This window comes from Sphaerotilus natans (assembly GCF_900156335.1).
Classification (GTDB): Bacteria; Pseudomonadota; Gammaproteobacteria; order Burkholderiales; family Burkholderiaceae_C; genus Sphaerotilus; species Sphaerotilus natans.
Genome location: NZ_FTMZ01000016.1, coordinates 29,487 through 46,052, shown reverse-complemented (window position 1 = coordinate 46,052; position 16,566 = coordinate 29,487). Strand labels below are relative to the sequence as shown.

Sequence of the window (16,566 nt, the reverse complement as noted above, 5' to 3'; positions counted from 1 at the left end):
TCGGCAGTCTACGCGGCTGCCGCAGTCCGCCGCAGTCTGTCTCAGGCCGGCTCGCGGATGAAGTGCGCCGCCAGCACCGGTGGCAGCGGCGTGTCGATCAGCACGCAGGCCAGGCGCAGCGCCTCGGCGGCGACCGGCAGCGGCTCGTCGAGCCGGGTCCGCAGACCGGGGCGGGTGTTGGCGGCATCGACCCAGGCCCGCGCCAGCAGCGGCCGGTGCACCCAGCCCAAGCCGGCGAGCGTCTGCAGCGCGCGGCCGAGCTGGTCGACATCGGGCACCTGGCAGGGCGGCGGCACGGAGGCCGAGCCCCAGACCTCATGCACCACCCGGTCATGCCAGGCGGCGCCGGCCGCATCGACCCGCTCGCGCCGCGGCGGCTCGGGCACCATGCGCGCCAGGTAGGCGCTCAGGCTGGCGATGGCCTGTCGCATCGCCAGCGGCAGCTGCGACAGCTCGTTGTCCTCGCGCAGTCCGCCGCGGTGCAGCCGCACCGGCCCGCCCAGCAGATGGCGCATCGCCAGCCAGGCCAGTCGGTCGAGCGCGCTGACGCTACCGTCGGCGCACATCACCCGCCGCGCCGACTGCAGCAGCATCTGGCGGTCCTCCAGCGGCTGCTCCAGCGTGATCCGCAGCAGCAGCCGCTCCAGCGCAGGCAGCCGGGCGGCAGGCGGCAGGCGGCCGATGCGATCGCGCAGCGAGGCGGCGCCCTGCACGCCGCGCACCGTTTCGTCCCAGGCGCGGCGCTCGGCATCGTTGCCGGGCCACAGCAGCAGCGCCAGCGCCGCAGCCTGGCGCTCGCCCGGTCCGGACAGGCGCCCGAGCTGCTGCCAGACCGCCAGGCCGTCGGCATCCAGTTCAGGCTGAACGCGTGTCAGGGTGTGCTGCATCGTGAGACAAAACTTGCATATTCAGCAATTTTTCTCACTTTGCCCCCTTGAACACGGGATTGTCCAGCCGGGAATTGTTTTTTTCAGAGGTGCGTTTCCGCACCGCAACGGCACGCGGCGGTATCACTCCCGCGCTGCGGCATCGCAGCTCAGATCATCGGCGTCGGGCGGCTGACAAGCACGCCACCGCGGGAGGGCGCGGCGCCGCTGGCCAGCAGCGGAGCGTCGCGCAGGCGTAGCAGCGTCGCCACCAGCGTGGTCGGGAAGAGGTGCAGCGCGTCGTTGTAGGTCTGCGCGGCATGGTTGTAGAGATGGCGGTCGGCGGCGAGCTGCTCCTGCAGCGTGTCGCGCTGGCGCAGCAGCTCGGTGATGGCGGCCACCGGGCCGCTGCCGGAGGTCAGGTCCTGCAGATGCAGCGCCAGCGCGTCCAGGGCCTGCAGCAGCGCGACTTCCGCCTCGCCGATGGCCTGCAGCGCGGTGCCGCGCATGCTGCGCGCCTGCGCGGCGTCCAGCGTGTGTCCGGCCGCCTGCGCGGTCTCGACCAGTCGCACGATCAGCGCATGCTCGTCGCCGAGCATTGGCCGCGAGGCATGCGCCAGCGCCAGCGCGATGGCGTGGCGCTGTCTCAGGTCGCTCGACAGCGGCGCGAACAGGGTCGTGGCGGCGCTGCGCAGGCGCTTCAGGCGCTGGGCCGCGCCGATGATCCAGAAGAACAGCAGCGCGGCGACGATCAGGACGGGGATCGACATGGTCGGGCTCGGGCCGGTCGCGCTCAGGCGTCGGCCAGCCAGGCGGCGTGGCCGCTGCGGCGCAGCTCGCAGGCCGGGCAGTGGCCGCAGCCGTGGCCCCAGGGGTGACGCGCGCCGCGCTCGCCCAGGTAGCAGGTGTGGGTGTGCTCGACGATCAGCTCGACCAGCGTCTGGCCGCCGAGCTGCTCGGCCAGGTCCCAGGTCTGGGCCTTGGTCAGGAACATCAGCGGCGTCTCCAGCGTCATGGCCGTGTCCAGCCCGAGCGAGAGTGCCACCTGCAGCGCCTTCATCGTGTTGTCGCGGCAGTCCGGGTAGCCGGAGTAGTCGGTCTCGCACATGCCGCCCACCAGCACCGAGGCGCCGCGCCGGTAGGCCAGCGTCGCCGCGAAGCCGAGGAACAGCAGGTTGCGGCCGGGCACGAAGGTGTTGGGCAGGCCGTTGGCCTGCAGCTCGATCTCGCGCTCGGTGGTGAGCGCGGTGTCGGAGATCTGGCCGATCAGGCTCAGGTCGAGCACATGGTCCTCGCCCAGGCGCGCGGCCCAGTGCGGGAAGGCCGCACGCAGCTCCTCGCGCACCGTCAGGCGGCAGTCCATCTCGATGTGATGGCGCTGGCCGTAGTCGAAGCCCAGCGTCTCGACCCGCTGGAAGCGCTCCAGCGCCCAGGCCAGGCAGGTGGTCGAGTCCTGGCCGCCGGAGAACAGCACCAGCGCGGTGCGCGGGTCGCGCGCGGCGTTCGTCAGCGCGCTCATTGGCGGATCTCGCCCTGGCCGAGCACCACCCACTTCATCGAGGTCAGCCCCTCCAGGCCGACCGGGCCGCGGGCGTGGAACTTGTCGGTGGAGATGCCGATCTCGGCGCCCAGGCCGTACTCGAAGCCGTCGGCGAAGCGCGTGCTGGCGTTGACCATCACGCTGGCCGAATCGACCTCGCGCAGGAAGCGCATCGCGTTCGGGTGGTTGGTGGTCAGGATCGCGTCGGTGTGGTGGCTGCCGAAGCGGTTGATGTGGGCGATGGCCTCGTCGAGCGAATCGACCACCTTCACGCTGATCACCGGCGCCAGGTATTCCTCGGCCCAGTCGCTCTCGACCGCGTCGACCACCGTCGCGCCGGGCACGTCGGCCAGGATGGCCTTGGCGCGCGGGCAGCCGCGCATCTCCACGCCCTTGGCGGCGAAGATCGCGCCGATCCGCGGCAGGAAGATCGCCGCCTGGTCGGCATGCACCAGCAGCGACTCGGTGGCGTTGCAGGGGCTGTACTTCTGCGTCTTGGCGTTGTCGGTGACCACCAGCGCCTGCGCGACGTCGACCTGCGCGTCGATGTAGGTGTGGCAGTTGCCGTCGAGGTGCTTGATGACGGGAACGCGCGCCTCGGCCGAGATGCGCTCGATCAGGCCCTTGCCGCCGCGCGGGATGATGACGTCGACGAACTCGGGCATGGCGATCAGCCGGCCCACCGCCGCGCGATCGGTGGTCTCGACGAGCTGCACCGCGCTGGCCGGCAGGCTGGCCTCGACCAGCGCCGCCTGCACCAGACGCCACAGCGCCAGGTTGGAATGGATGGCCTCGGAGCCGCCGCGCAGGATGCAGGCGTTGCCGCTCTTGATCGCCAGCGAGGCGGCCTCGATCGTCACGTTCGGGCGGCTCTCGTAGATCATGCCGAACACGCCCAGCGGCACGCGCATCTGCCCGACACTGATGCCGGTGGGGCGGCGCTTGACGCCGGTGATCTCGCCGATCGGGTCCGGCATCGCGGCGAGCTGCTCGCAGCCCTCGGCCACGGTGGCGATGACCTTCGCGCCGAGCTTCAGGCGGTCGAGCATCGGGCCGGAGAGGCCGGCGGCCGCGGCCGCGTCCAGATCACGGGCGTTCGCGGCGTCGAGCGCCGGGCCGCTCTCGCGCAGCAGCCGCGCCAGCGCCAGCAGCGTGCGGTTCTTCGCGGCGGTGGAGGCGGCGGCCATCGCGGTGGCGGCGCTGCGGGCGGCAGCGCCGACCCGGTTCATGTAGGCGGTGATGTCCTGGGGGGCGAGCGTGTCGGGCGTGTCCATGCGTGGAATTGTGGCAGAGGGTGGCCGGGTGTGCGGGCCTCAGCCCTCCAGCGCCGCCACCTGCCGCAGCGCCCGCTCGAAGACCTCGACCGGCTGGCCGCCGGAGATCAGGTGGCGTTCGTTCAGTATGATCGCCGGCACCGAGCGGATGCCGTGCTGCTGGTAGAACAGCTCGCGCTCGCGCACCGCGTCGGCATGGCGGTCGCTCGAGAGCACCGCGTCGACCTCGGCGGCTTCCAGCCCGGCCTCGGCCGCGGCCTGCCACAGCACGTCGCGGGCGCCCGGGTTCTGGCCCAGCGTGAAGTAGGCGCGCAGCAGCGCGTGCTTGAGCCGGCGCTGCGCCTCGGGCGAGATCAGCCCGGCGTGATGCAGCAGCCGATGCGCGTCGAAGGTGTTCCAGATCCGGCTGCGCTTGCCCAGCCCGAAGGTGAAGCCGACGCTGGCGCCGCGCTGGCGGATGGCCTCGGTGTTGGCCGCGACCTGCTCGGGCGTGATGCCGTACTTGCGCGTCAGGTGGCCGACGATCTCCTCGCCCTCCGGCGGCATCGCCGGATTCAGCTCGAAGGGCTGCGGATGCAGCGTGGCGCTGATGCCGTCGGCACGGACCCGGTCCAGGGCCTGCTCCAGCGCATGCAGGCCGATCGCGCACCAGGGGCAGGAAACATCGGAGACGAAGTCGATCTTCATGCCCGCGAGCATCGCTCAGCCCGGGGCTCCCTGTCCATCCAGCGCGCCGCGCCAGGCGCGCAGCGCGCGCAGCAGCGGGCGCTTCTTCGACTGGTGCTCCTGCATGCGGCGCAGGATGTCGTCGAGCATGCGGATCGCGTCCATGATGTGCGGGCCCTTGTTGAGCATCACGCATTCGGCGCGCTCGCCCATCGCCGCGTCGGTGATCTCGGCGCGCGAGGGCCGGCCGGTGCGCGCCAGCGTCTCGAGCACCTGTGTCGCCCAGACCACCGGCAGGTGCGCGGCCTCGCAGGCCCAGAGCATTTCCTCCTGCACCTCGGCCAGCCGCTCGTAGCCGCATTCGACCGCCAGGTCGCCGCGCGCGATCATCACCCCGGCGGTCGGCCCCTCCATCGCCGCCAGCAGGATCGAGGGCAGGGCGGCAAAGCCGCGCTGCGTCTCGATCTTCAGCATCAGGCCCAGCGTGCTGGCGCCGCGCGCGGCCAGCTCGGCGCGCAGCCGGCGCACATCGTCGGCCGACTGGCAGAAGGACAGGCCGACCAGGTCGGCGGTGGCGACGACGGTGTCGAGGTCCTGCAGGTCCTGCGCGGTCAGCGCCGGCAGGTCGAGCGCGGTGTCGGGCAGGTTGATGCCCTTGTCGGCGGCCAGCTTCTCGCCGCCCTCGCGGGCCGAGCCGATCTCGACCAGCACGCCGCCGCCGTCCAGGCGCTTGCGCACCACGCCGCCGATGCGACCGTCGTCGAACCAGATGCGGTCGCCGCGCCGCACCGCCGCCAGCGCTTCGGGCAAGGTGCAGGAGACGCTGGCCGGCTGCGCTCGCCGGCCGCGCCCGACCGGGCGGGCCTCGTGGCCGAGGCCCTCGGGCAGCAGCTGCAGCCGGTCGCCGCGGCGCAGATGCAGCAGGCCCTGCGCTGCGGGCAGGTCATGCAGCGCGCTGCGGCGATCGCGGTGCGGCTCGTGGCGCAGCACCACGTCGGCGGTCAGGTAGGCGCTGCGGCTCAGGGCCGCGATCACGCCGTCGGCATGGCGCTCGACGATCTCGAGCTGGCGCTGCGCGCGCCGGGCGTCCTTCAGCGAGATCAGATCGCCCACCTTCAGCGGCGCGAGCCAGTCGGGGTCGACGCCCAGCACCGCATCGGCCTCGGCGCCGACCGGGCGGGTCGAGCCGGCCGGGCGCAGCGCCAGCCGTGCCGGCGCGATCACCCGGCCCAGCTCGTCGCGGCGCGGGCGCAGCCGCACCACCTCCGGGCCGCTCTCGATCGGGCCGGTGCGCAGCTTCGGGCCGCCCAGGTCCATCAGCACCCGCACCTCGCGGCCGGCGCGGCGCGCAGCCAGCCGCACCGCCTCGACCATCGCCTGCCATTGCGCCGGGGTGTCGTGCGCGCAGTTGATGCGCGCGATGTCCATGCCGGCCTGCACCATCGCGTCGATCCGGCCCGGATCGGCGGCGGCCTCGCCCGGCAGCGTCACCATGATGCGCACGTCGCGTCCCGGCGGCGTGCGGCCCAGCAGCGCCACCGCATGCCGCTGCAGGGCCTGGGTGCTGGCGCGGCTGTCGATGGGCGCGTCCGGGTCGCGCGGCGTCCAGTCGCGACCGCTCAGCCGGTGCAGCAGGCCGAGCACCTTGTCGATCGAGGCCAGCACATGCGGCTCGGCGCGGCCCAGCGAGGACAGCCCGAGCCGGGAGAGCTCGAGCTGCAGCGGCCTCAGGTCACCGGAGCGCAGCGCCAGGTAGTGCAGCAGGTTGCGCGCGCCGGCCTGGTGGGCCGGGTCGATGGCCGCCAGTCGGTCGGCATGGCGGTCGGCCAGCGCGGTCATCTGGCGCCGCAGCGCCCACAGCCGCTCGATCAGCGGCTCGCAGACCGCCGGATCCCAGCCGGGATCGATCGCGGGAGAGACCGAGGTCGCAGGGAGGTGTGGCGCCGTCATGATGTGCCGCTCGCGTCAAATGCCCCCAGTCTGCGCGGGGGCGATGTCAGCGGCGTGACGTGGCGGCGCCGGCGCGCTCAGTCCTTGAAGCCGTCCGGATTGGTCGACTGCCAGCGCCAGCTGTCCTCGCACATGCGGTCGATGCCGAACTGCGCCTTCCAGCCGAGGATGTTCTCGGCCGCGGCCGGGTCGGCGTAGCAGGAGGCGACATCGCCGGGGCGGCGGTCGACGATGCGGTAGGGCACCGGGCGGCCGCTGGCCTTCTCGAAGGACTTCACCACGTCGATGACGCTGTAGCCTTGGCCGGTGCCGAGGTTGACGGTGACCGAGGTCTTCGCCTCGATCAGGTGGCGCAGCGCCGCGACATGGCCCTGGGCCAGGTCGCAGACGTGGATGTAGTCGCGCACGCCGGTGCCGTCGGGCGTGTCGTAGTCGCCGCCGAAGACCTGCAGGAACTCGCGCTTGCCCACCGCGACCTGGGTGACGTAGGGCATCAGGTTGTTCGGGATGCCGCGCGGGTCCTCGCCGATGGTGCCGCTGGCGTGTGCGCCCACCGGGTTGAAGTAGCGCAGGTAGGCGATCGCCCAGCCCGGCGTGCAGCGCTCGAGCTCGCGCAGCATCTGCTCGCCCAGCAGCTTGGTCATGCCGTAGGGGTTGGTGCTGGAGAGCGCGCAGTCCTCGGTGATGGGCAGGCGCTCGGGCTGGCCGTAGACGGTGGCCGAGGAGCTGAAGACCAGCGTCTTGACGCCGCAGCGCTCCATCGCGGTGGACACGCTCACCAGGCCGCCGAGGTTGTTGCGGAAGTATTCCAGCGGCTTGGCCACCGACTCGCCCACCGACTTGTGCGCGGCGAAGTGCACCACGCCCTGCACGCCGTGGCGCGCGATGATGTCGGCCATGCGGTCGGTGTCGTTGACGTCGGCCTCCTCGAAGACCGGCTTCTCGCCCAGCAGGGCTTCCAGGCGCTTCAGCACGACGGGCGAGCTGTTGGCGAAGTTGTCGACGCCGAGGACACGGAAGCCGGCCTCCTTCAGTGCGATCCAGGTGTGGGAGGCGATGTAGCCGGTGGCTCCGGTCAGCAGGATGGTCGTCATGGGATGTGTTCAGCTCGCAGTGGCGTTGGCGTCGGGCTCCTCCCGTGCCGCTCGCCAGCCCGGTCCCGACAGCGCCGATTGTGGCAAACCCGCATGGCGGGGCGATGATCTGGCTCTGAGCGCCGGTGCGCATCGATCCGGCAGGATGCGCAAAATCACCGGCCTGTCCTGCCGGCGATGAGGATGCCCATGCCGACCTTTGCTGTCCTGTTCGTGTCGCCGCGCTGCCGGGGCCGCCGATGAGTGCGTTCTCGGCCTGGTTCTTCGCCCAGGTGCAGGCGGCGGACTTCTACCGCGCGCTGCACCGCGAGGCGGTGGCGCTGCTGCCCGCGCCGTCACCGGGCGCGCGCTGGCTCGATGTCGGCTGCGGCCCCGGACTGGTCGCGCGGCTGGCGGCCGAGCGCGGCTACCGCGTGCTGGGCACCGATCTCGATCCGGCGATGGTCGCGCAGGCGCGCCGCCAGGCCCGCCGTGCGGGCTCCGCCGCCACCTTCGAGGCTGCCGACCTGCTGGCCGATCCGCCCGGCGGCGGCGCGGGGCCGCGCTTCGAGGTGGTCTCGGCCGCGTCGCTGCTGGTGGTGCTGGATGACCGGGCGGCCGGTCTGCGGCGGCTGCTGGCGCGGGTCGCCGAGGGCGGCACGCTGCTGCTGGTCGAGCCCGACGCGTCGATGACGCCGCAGGCCGCCGCGGCGCTGCGGGCCCGCCTCGGGCCGGCGCTGGGGCGCGGCGCCTGGGTGCTGTCGCTGTGGGCGCGCACCCGCCGGCCCGAGCGGGCGATCCGTGCCGAGGACCTGCAGGTGCCGGGCTGGACGCTGCGGCGCGATGCGCTGCTGGACGGGCGGGTCAATGCCTGGCGTCTGACCCGCGATGTCCCGGCCTGACGCCGGGGCGCAGACCGCCCCGCCTACAATCGCCGCCATGTTGCAAGCCCTGCTCGAACCCCTCGGTCGCGAGGCCCTCGGCCGCGTCACGCTGCTGCTCAACCATGTGCTGGCCGCCGAGCCGGAGGCCACCCGCCGTCTGCTCGGCCATGTCGGGCGCTCGATTGGCGTGCAGTGGCGCCAGTGGCCGGCCCTGCTGCCGGCGCCGCCGCGCGCGGTCTGGTGCGTGACGCCGGCCGGCCTGCTCGAACTGGATGAAGACCTGCTGCTGGTGCCCGTCGGCGTCGGCGAGGAGGAGACGCTGGTGGTCACGCTCGACGGCAGCGAGATGCTGCGCTGGGGCCTGGCCGGCATGGCGGGGCGCCCGCCGATGGACATTCGCGGCGACGCCGCCTTCGCCGCCGAGGTCGCCTGGCTGGCCGAGAACCTGCGCTGGGACCTCGAGGACGATCTGGCCCGCGTGATCGGCGACGGCCCGGCGCGCCTGCTCGGCCGCCTGGGCGGTGGTCTGGCGCAGACGGTCGGCGCCTTCGTGCAGCGCGTGCGCCGCCCGGCCTGATCCGATTTGCTGCCGCATCCATCATGAGGAACTGGCCCCGGCTCGCGCTGATCGCGTGGGTGATGCTGCGTCACGGCATGGACCAGCTGGTGCTGACGCAGTTCAGCCACCCGCTGCTGCGCCTGCTCGCGCGCGTGCTGTCGGTCGGCCGGCGGCTCGATGCGCCGCGCGGCGTGCGCCTGCGCCTGGCCTTCGAGCGGCTCGGGCCGATCTTCGTCAAGTTCGGTCAGGTGCTGTCCACCCGGCGCGACCTGATGCCGCCCGACATCGCCGACGAGCTGGCGAAGCTGCAGGACCGCGTGCCGCCGTTTTCCAGCGCGCTGGCGCGCCAGCTGATCGAGAAGTCGCTCGGTCGGCCGATCGAGGCGGTGTTCGCGCAGTTCGACGCCGATCCGGTGGCCAGCGCCTCGATCGCGCAGGTGCATTTCGGCGTGCTGCACGACGGCCGCCAGGTGGCGGTCAAGGTGCTGCGCCCCGACGTGCTCGAGGTGATCGACGCCGACCTGGGGCTGCTGCGCACCGGTGCGCGCTGGCTCGAGCGCCTGTCGGCCGACGGCCGGCGCCTGCGCCCGCGCGAGGTGGTCGCCGAGTTCGACAAGTACCTGCACGACGAGCTTGACCTCGGCCGCGAGGCCGCCAACGCCGCGCAGCTGCGCCGCAACATGGACGGCCTGGACCTGCTGATGGTGCCCGAGATGATCTGGGACCTCAGCTCGGCCGAGGTGCTGGTGATGGAGCGCATGTTCGGCGTGCCGATCAGCCAGGTCGAGCGGCTGCGCGAGGCCGGCGTCGACATCCCGAAGCTGGCGCGTGACGGTGTGACTATCTTCTTCACCCAGGTGTTCCGCGACGGCTTCTTCCACGCCGACATGCACCCGGGCAACATCATGGTGTCGCTGGCGCCGGCGACCTTCCAGCGCTACATCGCGCTGGACTTCGGCATCGTCGGCACGCTCGACGCGCGCGACAAGGAATACCTGGCGCAGAACTTCCTCGCCTTCTTCCAGCGCGACTACCGCCGCGTGGCCGAGCTGCACATCGAGTCCGGCTGGGTGCCACCCACCACCCGCGCCGATGAACTGGAAGGCGCGATCCGCGCCGTCTGCGAGCCGCATTTCGACCGCCCGCTCAAGGACATCTCGCTCGGCCAGGTGCTGATGCGGCTGTTCCAGACCTCGCGCCGCTTCAACGTCGAGATCCAGCCGCAGCTGGTGCTGCTGCAGAAGACGCTGCTCAACGTCGAGGGCCTGGGCCGCCAGCTCGACCCCGAGCTCGACCTGTGGAGCACCGCCAAGCCCTTCCTCGAGCGCTGGATGAACGAGCAGATCGGCTGGCGCGCGCTGGCCCATCAGCTGCGCCAGGAGGCGCCGCGCTACGCGCAGTACCTGCCGGCGCTGCCGCGGCTGCTGCATGATGCGCTCAAGGCGCAGGCGGCCGGCAGCGGCAGCGCCGATCCGGCCAGCCGCGAGCTGCTGCAGGCGCTGCTGGCCGAGCAGCGCCGCACCAACCGGATGCTGCAGACCGCGGGCTGGCTGGTCACCGGCTTCCTTCTGGGCGTGGTTTCCGCCGCGCTTCTGGTGCGCTGGATGATGCTCTGAAGACGCGCTGCAAGACCTGCCGCAAGACCGGGCACGCGACCTGCTTGTCTGCGCTCTATAATTCCTGTTTCGAATCAAGGGTTTAGCGATGCCGATCTACGCCTATCGTTGTTCCTCCTGCGGGCACGCGAAAGACGTGCTGCAGAAGATGTCCGATCCGGTGCTCACCACCTGCCCGGCCTGCGGGGCCGAGAGCTTTTCCAAGCAGGTGACCGCCGCCGGTTTCCAGCTCAAGGGTTCGGGCTGGTACGTGACCGATTTCCGTGGTGGCTCCGGCGCCGCCACCGGTGCGACCGGGGGCGCGACGGCCGCCACCGCCGCGGCGGCCGCACCTGCCGCTGCCGCCGCCGACAGCGGGGCATCGACCTCGTCGGCCGACAGCGGCTCCAGCGCGTCCTCGGCGTCGTCGACGCCCTGCGGCGGCTCCTGTGCCTGCCACTGAACACGGACCGAACGGATCGTCGTGAAGAAATACATCATCGCCGGCCTGCTGGTCTGGCTGCCGCTGGCCATCACCATCTGGGTCCTGCTGTGGATCCTGGGGCTGATGGACAGCGTGTTCCAGACCCTGCTGGGCGCCGCCACCGCGGTGCTGCCGGCCAGCGCGCATGCCCTGCTGGACCGGCTCTCGGCCGTTCCCGGGCTGGGCGTGCTGACGCTGCTGACGATGATGCTGCTGACCGGCGTGTTCGTCGCCAACATCGTCGGCCAGTGGTGGCTGCGGCAATGGGACCGCATCCTGTCGAACATTCCGATCGTCAAGTCGATCTACACCTCGGTCAAGCAGGTCTCGGACACGCTGTTCTCCAGCAGTGGCCAGGCCTTCCGCGAGGCGGTGCTGGTCGAGTACCCGCGCCGCGACAGCTGGACCATCGCCTTCGTCACCGGGCGGCCCTCGGGCGAGGTCGCGCTCCGCCTGGGCGAGGCGGTCGGTCCACAGCATGAGTTCGTCAGCCTCTATGTGCCGACCACACCGAACCCGACATCGGGCTTCTTCCTGATGGCGCCGCGCGCCGACGTGCGTCCGCTGGGCATGAGCGTCGACGAGGCGCTCAAATACATCATCTCGATGGGGGTTGTCGCCCCGCCGAGCACCCCCCACTGAGTCCCGAGCTCACAAGGCTCCAGAAAGTCACCACCATGCGCACCTGCTACGCAGGCCAGGTCAGCGAAGCACTGACCGGCCAGACCGTCACCCTCATGGGCTGGGCCCACCGTCGTCGCGATCACGGCGGCGTGATCTTCGTCGACCTGCGTGACCGCGAAGGTCTGGTGCAGGTGGTCTGCGATCCGGACCGCCCGGAGATGTTCAAGACCGCCGAGGGCGTGCGCAACGAGTTCTGCCTGAAGATCACCGGCCTGGTGCGCGCGCGTCCGGCCGGCACCGAGAACGCCAACCTGGTCAGCGGCAAGGTCGAGGTGCTGTGCCACACGCTCGAGGTGCTGAACCCGTCGGTCACGCCGCCGTTCCAGCTCGACGACGACAACCTGTCGGAGACCACGCGGCTCACGCACCGCGTGCTGGACCTGCGCCGCCCGGCGATGCAGAAGAACCTCATGCTGCGCTACAAGGTGGCGATGGAGGTGCGCAAGTTCCTCGACGAGAACGGCTTCATCGATGTCGAGACGCCGATGCTGACCAAGTCGACCCCGGAAGGCGCGCGCGACTACCTCGTGCCCAGTCGCGTGCACGACGGCCACTTCTTCGCGCTGCCGCAGTCGCCCCAGCTGTTCAAGCAGCTGCTGATGGTCGCCGGCTTCGACCGCTACTACCAGATCACCAAGTGCTTCCGTGACGAGGACCTGCGCGCCGACCGCCAGCCCGAGTTCACGCAGATCGACATCGAGACCTCCTTCCTGGGCGAGGAGGAAATCCGCTCGATGTTCGAGGGCATGATCCGCCACGTCTTCCGCAAGACGATGAACGTCGAGCTGGGCGACTACCCCGTCATGCCCTACAGCGAGGCGATGTTCCGCTTCGGCTCGGACAAGCCCGACCTGCGCGTCAAGCTCGAGTTCACCGAGCTGACCGACGTGATGGGCACGGTGGACTTCAAGGTCTTCTCGACCCCGGCCACCACCAAGGGCGGCCGCGTGGTCGCGCTGCGCGTGCCCGGCGGCGGCGCGATGAGCCGCGGCGAGATCGACGGCTACACCGAGTTCGTCAAGATCTACGGCGCCAAGGGCCTGGCCTGGATCAAGGTCAACGACATCGCCAAGGGCCGCGAGGGCCTGCAGTCGCCGATCGTCAAGAACCTGCACGACCAGGCGCTCAGCGACATCCTGAGCCGCACCGGCGCGCAGAGCGGCGACCTGCTGTTCTTCGGCGCCGACAAGGCCAAGGTGGTCAACGACGCCATCGGCGCGCTGCGCCTGAAGATCGGCCACAGCGAGTTCGGCAAGAAGAGCGGCCTCTTCGAGGACCGCTGGGCGCCGCTGTGGGTGGTCGACTTCCCCATGTTCGAGCACGACGAGGACGAGAACCGCTGGAACGCCTGCCACCACCCGTTCACCAGCCCGAAGGACGGCCATGAGGACCTGATGGACACCGATCCGGGCGCCTGCGTGGCCAAGGCCTACGACATGGTCCTGAACGGCTGGGAGCTGGGCGGCGGCTCGGTGCGGATCCACCGTGCCGAGGTGCAGGCCAAGGTGTTCTCGGCGCTGAACATCAGCGCGGAAGACCAGCGCATCAAGTTCGGCTTCCTGCTGGACGCGCTGCAGTATGGCGCGCCGCCGCACGGTGGCCTGGCCTTCGGTCTGGACCGCCTGATCACGCTGATGACCAAGGCCGAGTCGATCCGCGACGTCATCGCCTTCCCGAAGACCCAGCGCGCGCAGTGCCTGCTGACGGGCGCGCCGTCGATGGTCGACGAGAAGCAGCTGCGCGAGCTGCACATCCGTCTGCGCAACGCGCAGGCGGCGCAGGCGCAGCAAGGCTGAGCGGCGAGGGGCCGCTGTGGCGGCCCCGTGCACCCGATCCGGGAGCGGCTGCGGCCGCCCAACTTGTCCGGCACATTGCTCCTGATCGCAGGGACATCGTGATCGAGCTGTTCAAGGGGTGCGTCCTGCAGCCTGGCAACCAGGCTTTCCAGCGCTTGCTTCTTGAAGAGCTGCAGCGTTGCCGGGCATGACGAGCAGTCCTCGCCTCGTGTGGGAATTTGGCCAGCGCGCGGGGCTGTTCGATCTGCCTTCTCGTCCCATCTGCATGCTGCATGGTGATGAGTTCGGCTCTGACCTGTCACGCAAGGCGCTGGCGAAGGCGGCAGATCACAAGCTGCGCGGCCTGCAGCAGTCGGCTGGGCTGTTCAATGCCGACACAGGCTGGACGCTGCGGATCAACAAGGCTGGCCGATCGAAGATGGGTGATAACCCGCAGCTCACGCCGGTCGAGTCGCGGGCGATTGCGGGTATCGAGAGGTTGGTCGAGCAGGCCGTGCTGGCGGAAACCCATGGGGATGTCGAGCATCGCAATCCGCAGGTGCTGGCCATCCATCGGCTTTACGCGGCCCTCGAGATCCGCGGTGCGCTTTACAGGATCAAGTGGACGGTCAAGTCGTTTGCGGCCGTTGTCGCCCAGGGCGAAACCCTGCATGCACTTCAGGCCGTCGAAATAGAAAACGCCCCGCTGGGAACCTTGCCTGCGCATGAAGCACCAAGGGTGCCAAAGCCGCAAGCTCAACCAACCACGGGGCGAAGCATCAGTGTAAGAGAGCTGCTGGCCGGGGCGCAACGGCATGATGGAAGCCCCTTCGGCTGATGCTTGCTGCTCTGCTGTTCCGCTGTCAGGTTTGATGCTTCGCAAGGCAGGTGCACCCTGTGCCCGGCACGCTGCGCTTCATGTCCTCCCCCTCGCTCGCCCTGCGCTGGCTCGCCGCCAGCCGTCCCGGATTCCTGGTCGTCACGCTGGTGGCCACGCTGGTGGGCATCGGCTCGGCGCTGGCCTGCGGGGCGACGCCGCGCTGGCCCGAGGCGCTGGCCACCGTCGTGCTGGCGCTGCTGACGCATGCCGCGGTCAATCTGCACAACGACTGGGGCGACGCGCTGATCGGCTCGGATGCGCTCAACACCGGCCGCATCGGGCCGTTCACCGGCGGCTCGCGGGTGGTGCAGGACGGCGTGTTCACGCCCGAGCAGCTCAAGACCGCGGTGCAGATGCTGGCGATCGTGGTGACGGGCGGCGGGCTGCTGCTGGCGGCCCGCTCCGGCCCCGGGCTGCTGCTCATCGGCCTGGCCGGGCTGCTGCTGGGCTGGGCCTACTCGCAGCCGCGGCTGGCGCTGATGTCGCGCGGCTGGGGTGAGCTGGCGGTGGCCGCGGGCTGGTGGCTGGTGGTGGTCGGCGCCGACTTCGTGCAGCGGCGCGCCTTCGGCGAGATCGCGATGATCGCCGGCGTCAGCCCGGCGCTGCTGATCGCGGCGGTGCTGTGGATCGCCGAGTTTCCCGATGCACGCGCCGATGCCGCGGTCGGCAAGCGCACGCTGGTCGTGCGTCTGGGCCCGGTCGCCGCGGCCTGGGGCTTTCTGCTGCTGATGCTGGCCGCGCACGGCTGGCTGCTGTTCTGGTGGTGGCGGCTGTGGCTGCCGGGCACGGCGGTGCAGGCGCTGCTGTCGCTGGCGCCGGGGCTGGCCGCGGCCGCGCTGCTGCTGCGCCATGCGCGCGAGCCCGAGCGGCTGCGCCCGGCCATCGTGCTGACGCTGGTCTGCGCGATCGCGCACGGCCTGCTGCTGGCAGGCGCCTTCCTGCAGGTGCTGATGCTGCGGTGACACCGAAGAGTCCGGTACGAAGTCGTGTCCCTGGCTTGCCGCTATGCTTGTCCGCATGACGACGATGACCCAGGCGACGGCGCAGACGCAGCCCCGGCCGCCGAAGATTCCCGAATCGGTGCTGGTCGTGATCCACACGCCGGCCCTCGACGTGCTGCTGATCGAGCGGGCCGACCGCCCCGGCTTCTGGCAGAGCGTCACCGGCTCGAAGGACTTTCCCGAGGAGCCGCCGCACGCGACGGCCGCGCGGGAAGTGCATGAGGAGACCGGCATCCTGCTCGGCGCGCCCGGCGTGCCGGTCGAGGCGCTGCACGACTGGGACCTGCGCAATGTCTACGAGATCTATCCGGTCTGGCGCCACCGCTACGCCCCCGGCGTGACGCACAACACCGAGCATGTCTTCGGCCTGACGGTGCCGGCGGGCACGCCGGTGCAGCTCGCGCCGCGCGAGCATCTGGCCCATGTCTGGCTGCCCTGGCGCGAGGCGGCCGACCGCTGCTTCTCGCCGAGCAATGCCGAGGCCATCCTGCAGCTGCCGCAGCGTCTCGGGAGGATGCGGTGATGACCCGGTCGCTGTCAGGCGGGCCGTGGCGCCAGTCGGTGCTGCCCGAGCGCGCCGGCACGCTGCGGGTGGCCACCTACAACATCCACAAGGGCGTGCGCGGCCTGGGGCCGGGGCGCCGGCTGGAGATCCACAACCTCGGCGCCGGCGTGGCCGCGCTGGACGCGGACCTGGTCTTCCTGCAGGAAGTGCGGCTCTTCCATCATGGCGACGCGCGCCGCTTCGACCACACCTGGTTCGGCTGGCCGGAGCAGGGGCAGGCCGAGTTTCTCGCGCCGGAGGGCTACGAGGCCGCCTACCGCACCAATGCGGTCACCCGGGACGGCGAGCATGGCAACGCGCTGCTGTCGCGCTGGCCGGTGGGCGATGTCGAGCATGCCGACGTGTCCGACCACCGCTTCGAGCAGCGCGGCCTGTTGCATGTGCGGGTGCGCTGGCAGGGCACCGAGCTGCATGCGATCGTCGCGCATTTCGGTCTGATCCATGCCAGCCGGGTGCGCCAGGCGCAGCGCCTCGGCCAGTATGTGAACGAGCGCATTCCGGCCGGCGCGCCGGTCATCGTCGCCGGCGACTTCAACGACTGGGGCGAGCGGCTTGATCCGCTGTTCGGTCAGGCCGGCCTGGCGCGCTCCTGTGCGCCGGAGGGCTCGGTGCGGGCGATGCGCACCTTTCCGTCGCGCATGCCGCTGTTCTCGCTTGACCGGGTCTACACCCGCGGGCTGCGCTGCCGCACCGTCACGGTGCCGCGCGGGCCGGCCTGGGTGCGCATGTCCGACCATCTGCCGCTGCTGGTCGAGCTGGAGCCGGCCTGA

Annotated in this window: 17 protein-coding genes; 10 read left to right on the top strand and 7 right to left on the bottom strand. The window is 71.1% G+C overall.

The features are described from left to right. Nucleotides 1–41 precede the first annotated feature (41 nt). From BW996_RS14255 to galE, 7 genes are all read right to left on the bottom strand, one after another. A complete protein-coding gene (locus tag BW996_RS14255) occupies nt 42–887 on the bottom strand; it encodes a hypothetical protein (RefSeq protein WP_037486099.1) in 846 nt (281 codons plus the stop codon). Between the two features lie 149 nt (nt 888–1,036). Next, entirely contained in the window at nt 1,037–1,636 is a 600-nt protein-coding gene (locus BW996_RS14250; RefSeq protein WP_037486097.1) for a LemA family protein, read from the bottom strand. 23 nt (nt 1,637–1,659) lie between these two features. Continuing rightward, entirely contained in the window at nt 1,660–2,385 is a 726-nt protein-coding gene (gene queC / locus BW996_RS14245) for a 7-cyano-7-deazaguanine synthase QueC (protein WP_037486095.1), read from the bottom strand. After that, nucleotides 2,382–3,635, bottom strand: coding sequence for a glutamate-5-semialdehyde dehydrogenase (locus tag BW996_RS14240; protein WP_375132256.1), 1,254 nt, complete (start codon nt 3,633–3,635; stop codon nt 2,382–2,384). The genes queC and BW996_RS14240 overlap by 4 nt, the downstream gene beginning before the upstream one ends. 84 nt (nt 3,636–3,719) lie before the next feature. Next, nucleotides 3,720–4,379: a DsbA family oxidoreductase gene (locus BW996_RS14235; RefSeq protein WP_037486091.1), complete on the bottom strand. Its 660-nt coding sequence runs from the start codon at nt 4,377–4,379 to the stop codon at nt 3,720–3,722. A 3-nt stretch (nt 4,380–4,382) separates the two neighbouring features. After that, a complete protein-coding gene (locus BW996_RS14230) occupies nt 4,383–6,296 on the bottom strand; it encodes a pyruvate kinase (RefSeq protein ID WP_051632329.1) in 1,914 nt (637 codons plus the stop codon). A gap of 77 nt (nt 6,297–6,373) precedes the next feature. Then, nucleotides 6,374–7,390 (bottom strand): UDP-glucose 4-epimerase GalE, encoded by a 1,017-nt coding sequence (galE, locus tag BW996_RS14225; RefSeq protein WP_037486090.1) that lies wholly within the window; start codon nt 7,388–7,390, stop codon nt 6,374–6,376. A 239-nt stretch (nt 7,391–7,629) separates the two neighbouring features. On the opposite strand from galE, the gene BW996_RS21930 reads away from it, so the two are divergent. The 10 genes from BW996_RS21930 (at nt 7,630) to BW996_RS14175 (ending at nt 16,566) form a co-directional block, all read left to right on the top strand. After that, on the top strand, nt 7,630–8,271 hold the full coding sequence (locus tag BW996_RS21930; protein ID WP_051632328.1) for a class I SAM-dependent methyltransferase: 642 nt from the start codon (nt 7,630–7,632) through the stop codon (nt 8,269–8,271). 37 nt (nt 8,272–8,308) lie between these two features. Next, the gene (locus BW996_RS14215; protein ID WP_076458967.1) at nt 8,309–8,830 is read left to right on the top strand and encodes a hypothetical protein; all 522 of its coding nucleotides are present in this window, start codon (nt 8,309–8,311) and stop codon (nt 8,828–8,830) included. 23 nt (nt 8,831–8,853) lie between these two features. Then, nucleotides 8,854–10,428: a ubiquinone biosynthesis regulatory protein kinase UbiB gene (gene ubiB / locus BW996_RS14210; protein WP_037480561.1), complete on the top strand. Its 1,575-nt coding sequence runs from the start codon at nt 8,854–8,856 to the stop codon at nt 10,426–10,428. Nucleotides 10,429–10,516: 88 nt separating this feature from the next. Further along, nucleotides 10,517–10,870 carry an FmdB family zinc ribbon protein gene (locus BW996_RS14205; RefSeq protein ID WP_037480558.1) on the top strand — a complete coding sequence of 118 codons (354 nt, stop codon included), beginning with the start codon at nt 10,517–10,519 and terminating at the stop codon, nt 10,868–10,870. Nucleotides 10,871–10,891: 21 nt separating this feature from the next. Beyond that, nucleotides 10,892–11,533: a DUF502 domain-containing protein gene (locus BW996_RS14200; protein ID WP_081838049.1), complete on the top strand. Its 642-nt coding sequence runs from the start codon at nt 10,892–10,894 to the stop codon at nt 11,531–11,533. Nucleotides 11,534–11,568: 35 nt separating this feature from the next. After that, complete coding sequence (aspS, locus tag BW996_RS14195) at nt 11,569–13,371, top strand: aspartate--tRNA ligase (RefSeq protein WP_037480554.1); 1,803 nt, start codon at nt 11,569–11,571, stop codon at nt 13,369–13,371. A 187-nt stretch (nt 13,372–13,558) separates the two neighbouring features. Next, nucleotides 13,559–14,188 carry an LPD3 domain-containing protein gene (locus BW996_RS14190; RefSeq protein WP_037480549.1) on the top strand — a complete coding sequence of 210 codons (630 nt, stop codon included), beginning with the start codon at nt 13,559–13,561 and terminating at the stop codon, nt 14,186–14,188. A gap of 80 nt (nt 14,189–14,268) precedes the next feature. Continuing rightward, the gene (locus BW996_RS14185) at nt 14,269–15,192 is read left to right on the top strand and encodes a prenyltransferase (RefSeq protein WP_051631799.1); all 924 of its coding nucleotides are present in this window, start codon (nt 14,269–14,271) and stop codon (nt 15,190–15,192) included. Between the two features lie 55 nt (nt 15,193–15,247). After that, on the top strand, nt 15,248–15,754 hold the full coding sequence (gene nudB / locus BW996_RS14180; RefSeq protein WP_241461924.1) for a dihydroneopterin triphosphate diphosphatase: 507 nt from the start codon (nt 15,248–15,250) through the stop codon (nt 15,752–15,754). After that, complete coding sequence (locus BW996_RS14175) at nt 15,754–16,566, top strand: endonuclease/exonuclease/phosphatase family protein (RefSeq protein ID WP_051631795.1); 813 nt, start codon at nt 15,754–15,756, stop codon at nt 16,564–16,566. The genes nudB and BW996_RS14175 overlap by 1 nt, the downstream gene beginning before the upstream one ends.